The organism is Streptomyces sp. NRRL F-4489 (assembly GCF_001509485.1).
Taxonomy (GTDB): domain Bacteria; phylum Actinomycetota; class Actinomycetes; order Streptomycetales; family Streptomycetaceae; genus Streptomyces.
The window spans coordinates 1-4,604 of sequence record NZ_LLZI01000107.1 but is presented as its reverse complement, the minus strand read 5'-3'; the positions used below and the strand labels follow the sequence as shown (position 1 = coordinate 4,604).

Below are 4,604 nucleotides of genomic sequence, written 5' to 3'. Positions count from 1 at the left end.
TCCCCCTCCCTTCCCACCTCCCTCACCCACACCGTCCTCACCGACACCCCCGTCGGCCCCCTCACCCTCGTCGCGGACGGCGACGCCCTCACCGGCCTCTACATGGACGGCCAGCGCCACCGCCCGCCCCAGGAGACCTTCGGCACCCCCGCCGACCCCTCCGACCCGCCCTTCGCCCGGGCCGTCGCCCAGCTCCGCGCCTACTTCCGGGGCGAACTGACCGCCTTCGACCTGCCGCTCGCCCTGCGCGGCACCCCGTTCCAGCGCCGCGTCTGGGCGGCCCTGCGCACCATCCCGTACGGCGAGACGGTCTCCTACGGACAACTCGCCGCGCGCCTCGGCGTCCCCACCGCCGCCCGCGCGGTCGGCCTCGCCAACGGCCGCAACCCGGTCGGCATCATCGTCCCCTGCCACCGCGTCGTCGGCGCCAACGGCAGCCTCACCGGCTACGGCGGCGGCCTCGACCGCAAACGCCGCCTCCTCACCTTCGAACGCTCCGGGGACGGCCTCTTTCCGGCGGACGCTTGCGGGTAACGGACCTTGGGCGGTCATGGGGCGGCGGGGTACGAGCGGTGGGCTTGCGACAGCCGACAGCCGACAGCCGACCGCCGACAGCCGACCGCCGGCAACCCCGCCGCAGGCAGCGGACAGATCCACCCGGTATGGCCGCCCACCCCGCCCGTCAGACCCCCACCCCACCCAGCAGCGCCCGCACCGTCTCCGCCGCGAACTCCTCCTCGCTCGCGGGCCGCACCGCCCCGGCCGGCATCTCCCCGCCGAAGAACAGATCGAGGAACGCCCGGTGGAAACAGGCCCCGATCAGCAGATTCGCCGCCGCGTACGGGTCGGCCGTCGCGGCCACCCGCCCCAGCTCCTGCTCCGCCGCCAGATACGCGGCCAGGTGCTGCGCCGCGTTCTGCGGCCCCACGCCGCCCAGTTCGTCGAGTTTGCGACGGTGCGTGGCCAGCAGCTCAGGACTGGCGAACAGCGACGCCGCGATCGGGAAGGACCGCCGGTAGAACCGCAGCGCCGCCAACGCCACCTCCCGGAGGTGCCCGGCCGGCCCCCGGTCGTCACCCGCCCGCTCCGGCAGCTCCGCCAGCGCCTCCGAGAACTGCGGCACCCGCTCGTGCAGCACCCGTACGAAGATCTCTTCCTTGCTGCGGAAGTGCTTGTAGAGGGCCGCCTCCGAGCATCCCGCCTCCTTGGCGATCTGCTTGGTCGTCGTATGCGCCAGCCCCACGTTCGTCATCAGCGCGGCGGCGGCGTCCAGGATCCGGGACCGCGTCAGAGCACCCCCGGACAGCGGCGCGGCGGCTTCATCACTCATGCCACGAGCCTACATTGACAGGTAAGTGAACACTCACCCACACTGGCGAGTAAGCACTCACTCACCTCCACCGCACCGGGGAGGTGCGGTGCCACGTGAACTGGCGGCAAACCGTCTGGAGGACCCATGAAACTCACCGTCCTCGGAGCCTCGGGCGGTATCGGCCGGGAGATCGTCAGCCAGGCACTGGCTGACGGCCACGACGTGACCGCCGCCCTGCGCAACCCCGGCAAACTGGTCCAGCGCCACCCGCGCCTGACGGTCCTGCGCACGGACCCGCTCGACCCGGCCTCCGTCGAACCCGCCGTCCGGGGCGCCGACGCGGTCCTCTCCGGCATCGGCCAGGCCGGCCGCCACGACCCGCTGCGGCCCGCCTCCACCTCGGCCCGCGCGGTGACCGAGGCGATGGCGGCGACCGGCGTCCGCCGCCTCCTCGTCGTCAGCGCCGGCCCGCTCAACCGCACCGGCGCCGGCCAGCCCTTCCTCGGCCACCGGGTCTTCGCCCCGCTGCTGTGGGCCGTCCTCAAGGAGGTCTACACCGACCTGGAACGCATGGAGGCCATCCTCCGCGCCACCGACCTCGACTGGACCTCCGTACGCCCGCCCCGCCTGCTCGACAAACCGGGCACCGGCCACTACCGCCACGCCATCGAAGCCGGCCCCGCCGGCAACTCCATCCCCCGCGCCGACGTAGCCCGCGCCATGCTCGACCTCATCCCCGACCCCACCACCCACGCCCACGCCGTCGGCGTCAGCACCTGACCTCCAACGGGCTGGGCCGAAGGCGGACATACCGATTCCGGCCGCATGGGGGCGGCATGCCGCCCCGGCAGCAAGCGCCGCCCAGCTCGCTCAGGGCGCCAAGGGGGCGGGGGACATCGGAGCGGAGGCCGGTGCTAAAAGGTTGTTGCATGTGGGTTCAGCGAGTGATCGAACTGACCGGGTGGGAACCGCTCGGGGGCTCCGTCGACTGGGCGGCGATCGAGAGAGAGCTGAGGGTTCCGCTGCCGGCGGACTACAAGGAGCTCTACGAGGCGTTCGGCGGTGGCGTCTTCAGTGATTCCCTCTACTTTCTGGGCCGCGACGAAGGCCCCGCGTTCGACTTCCTGACACGGTGGCGGGTCGCCCTGTCGGTGGACCAGGACAGCCGGTTCGGAGACGTCTCCGCCGTCGAGCCCTATGCGATCTACGCGCCGGGCGGCAAGGGGCTGATCGAGTGGGGCTCCACCGAATGGGCCGACGAGTACTTCTGGCTGATCGACGCCGAGCGGCCGGGCGAGTACCCGATCCTCGCGCGGTCCCACGACATCGGCGCATGGCACCGGTACGACATGTCCACCTCGGAGTTCCTCTACCGCGTCCTTGCCGATGCCGATTTCCCACCTTTCGGGATCGCGCGGTACGACCTCGGTACGACATTCAAGCCCGGCTCCGACGACCTTTCTGACGGTCAGCCGCTCTGACGATCCTCAACTGCCTCCTGGATATTCCGATCGGTTATCAGGCGAATCCTCGGTCCCGGCATGCCGCGATCAGCACCTCCTGACGCCGGCCACCGCTACGCCGGCCACCGCGCTGCGGACGTATCACCTTCGTCGGTGGGACCACCGAAACGACGTCTAAGCCTCCTTTGCTACTGCCTCTCGGACCTCCGTGATCAGTTGCTCGGCCAAGGTCAGGGAGTGGCGCAACTCCTCGGGGCTCCGGCCCAGTTCGCCGAGGAGTGCGGTGGCGCGGGTGGGGAAGCCGGGTGGGGTGTGGGGGAGGGCGGCGACCGCGGCCAGGGCGCCCTTTTCGTTGAGGCACCAGACGCGGTGGTGGGCGTGGAGGGCCTGGACGAGGGCGCCTATGGCCCGGGAGAGGCACAGGGCGGCGTGCAGGACGTCCGACGTCGCGGCGGACTTGGCCGCCATGGCGACCGAGAATCCCGCGTCCCAGAGGGCGGCGCTCGTCAGGGCCTTGCGCAGCGGCTCCGGATACGTACGGGTCTCCTCCTGGAGGCGGCTCAGCTCACCGGTCTCGTCGGCCAGGATGCGGCCGAGGGCCACCTCGCCCGCGTAGGCGGGCGACCAGAAGCCGAGCGGGTGCCCGGCCTGCATACCGGTCTCGAAGCGGCCCGCGCGGCAGTCCGCCCAGACCTGCCGCACCCGGTCGAGGTCCCGGAAGATCCAGTCCACACGGCTGCCATCGGGCATGACCAGCCACGCCCCGCCGTTGACCCACGGGCCCCAGGAGCCCGGCGGGTGTATCTCCACGGGGCCGCCGGTCACCTCCGCCGCCAGTGCCGCCAGGGCGGGCAGGTCCGGTGTGCCTCGGTAGTAGAGCCCCAGATCCCAGTCGGAATCGGGTCGGTTCGTTCCTCGCGCGCGGCTGCCCCCGAGCATCACCCCGACGACTCCCGGCACCCGCGCGATGCGTGCCGCGATCTCTTTCATGGCAATGAGGTTAGGGCGGAGGCGGGCGGGAGGAATCAACCCGTGGTTCTCATACCGGAGTACCAGACGCGCCCCTCGTACCGCCGACCGGACCGCTTCGAGCGGCCCCGTTGTCACACGTAGGCGCAGGCGCAGGGCAGAGACGAAGACGGGTAGGGCTGAGCCGGTGCTAGCTTGCCCGCTCCGTAGTCGGGCGGCCCGTCGCCCCGGGCGGTGTGGGGCCGGCCGGGGGCAGGCCGTCTTCCAGTTCCGCGGGGCCGCCGCCGTTCCGCAGGGCGTTCAGGGCGGCGCGGATTCGGAGGCGCAGGTCCTCGGCGAGCAGGGGCTCGGCGTCCTCCCAGTGGAGCAGGCGCCAGGAGAGGAGTTCCTCCTCCTGGAGCCGGATCGCGGCGCACTGCTCCGCGTCGAGCACGCCGCCGTCGAAGAGGTAGGAGACCAGCGGCGGCCGGCCCTCCCCGCGCGCCCAGTCGACGGCGAGCAGCGGCCCCGGCTCGATGTCCAGGCCGATCTCCTCCAGGGTCTCCCGGCGGGCGGCCTGGCGCGGGGACTCCCCGGCGTCCGACTCGATGGTGCCGCCGGGCAGGACCCAGGTGTCCCGGTAATTGGGCTCCACGAGCAGCAGGCGGCCCTCCGCGTCCCGGAAGATGACCCCCGCGCCCGCGAGCACACGGGGCAGCCCGGCGATGTAGGTGGCGTAGTCCATGGTCGTCACGGCGCGAGCCTAGGGCCTCGGCGGGCGGGAGGAGAAGCGCGACCGGCGGAGGGGGCGGGGCGCGCTTCCGTGCGGTGAGCCGCCCCCACTGCTCCCCCTGGCGCCCCCGGCCCGTACTCGCCACCCC

6 protein-coding genes are annotated in these 4,604 nt (G+C 72.4%); 3 read left to right on the top strand and 3 right to left on the bottom strand.

What is annotated here, in order from left to right; translation table 11 throughout:
• Window positions 1-534, top strand: a 534-nt coding sequence (locus ADL22_RS10455) for a methylated-DNA--[protein]-cysteine S-methyltransferase (RefSeq protein WP_066976102.1), incomplete at its 5' end; no start/stop codon positions are given.
• Window positions 535-682: 148 nt separating this feature from the next.
• Here ADL22_RS10455 and ADL22_RS10450 read toward each other — a convergent pair.
• Window positions 683-1,330 carry a TetR/AcrR family transcriptional regulator gene (locus ADL22_RS10450; protein ID WP_066976100.1) on the bottom strand — a complete coding sequence of 216 codons (648 nt, stop codon included), beginning with the start codon at window positions 1,328-1,330 and terminating at the stop codon, window positions 683-685.
• Between the two features lie 126 nt (window positions 1,331-1,456).
• On the opposite strand from ADL22_RS10450, the gene ADL22_RS10445 reads away from it, so the two are divergent.
• Together ADL22_RS10445 and ADL22_RS10440 are read left to right on the top strand one after the other, a co-directional pair.
• A complete protein-coding gene (locus ADL22_RS10445) occupies window positions 1,457-2,092 on the top strand; it encodes an NAD(P)-dependent oxidoreductase (RefSeq protein ID WP_066976098.1) in 636 nt (211 codons plus the stop codon).
• Between the two features lie 149 nt (window positions 2,093-2,241).
• Window positions 2,242-2,793 (top strand): SMI1/KNR4 family protein, encoded by a 552-nt coding sequence (locus ADL22_RS10440; protein WP_066976096.1) that lies wholly within the window; start codon window positions 2,242-2,244, stop codon window positions 2,791-2,793.
• Window positions 2,794-2,949: 156 nt separating this feature from the next.
• Here the strand turns inward: ADL22_RS10440 and ADL22_RS10435 are convergent, their stop codons facing one another.
• Window positions 2,950-3,765 (bottom strand): DUF4037 domain-containing protein, encoded by an 816-nt coding sequence (locus ADL22_RS10435; RefSeq protein WP_066976094.1) that lies wholly within the window; start codon window positions 3,763-3,765, stop codon window positions 2,950-2,952.
• A 169-nt stretch (window positions 3,766-3,934) separates the two neighbouring features.
• The gene (locus ADL22_RS10430) at window positions 3,935-4,468 is read right to left on the bottom strand and encodes an NUDIX domain-containing protein (RefSeq protein ID WP_199836260.1); all 534 of its coding nucleotides are present in this window, start codon (window positions 4,466-4,468) and stop codon (window positions 3,935-3,937) included.
• Between the last annotated feature and the right edge of the window lie 136 nt (window positions 4,469-4,604).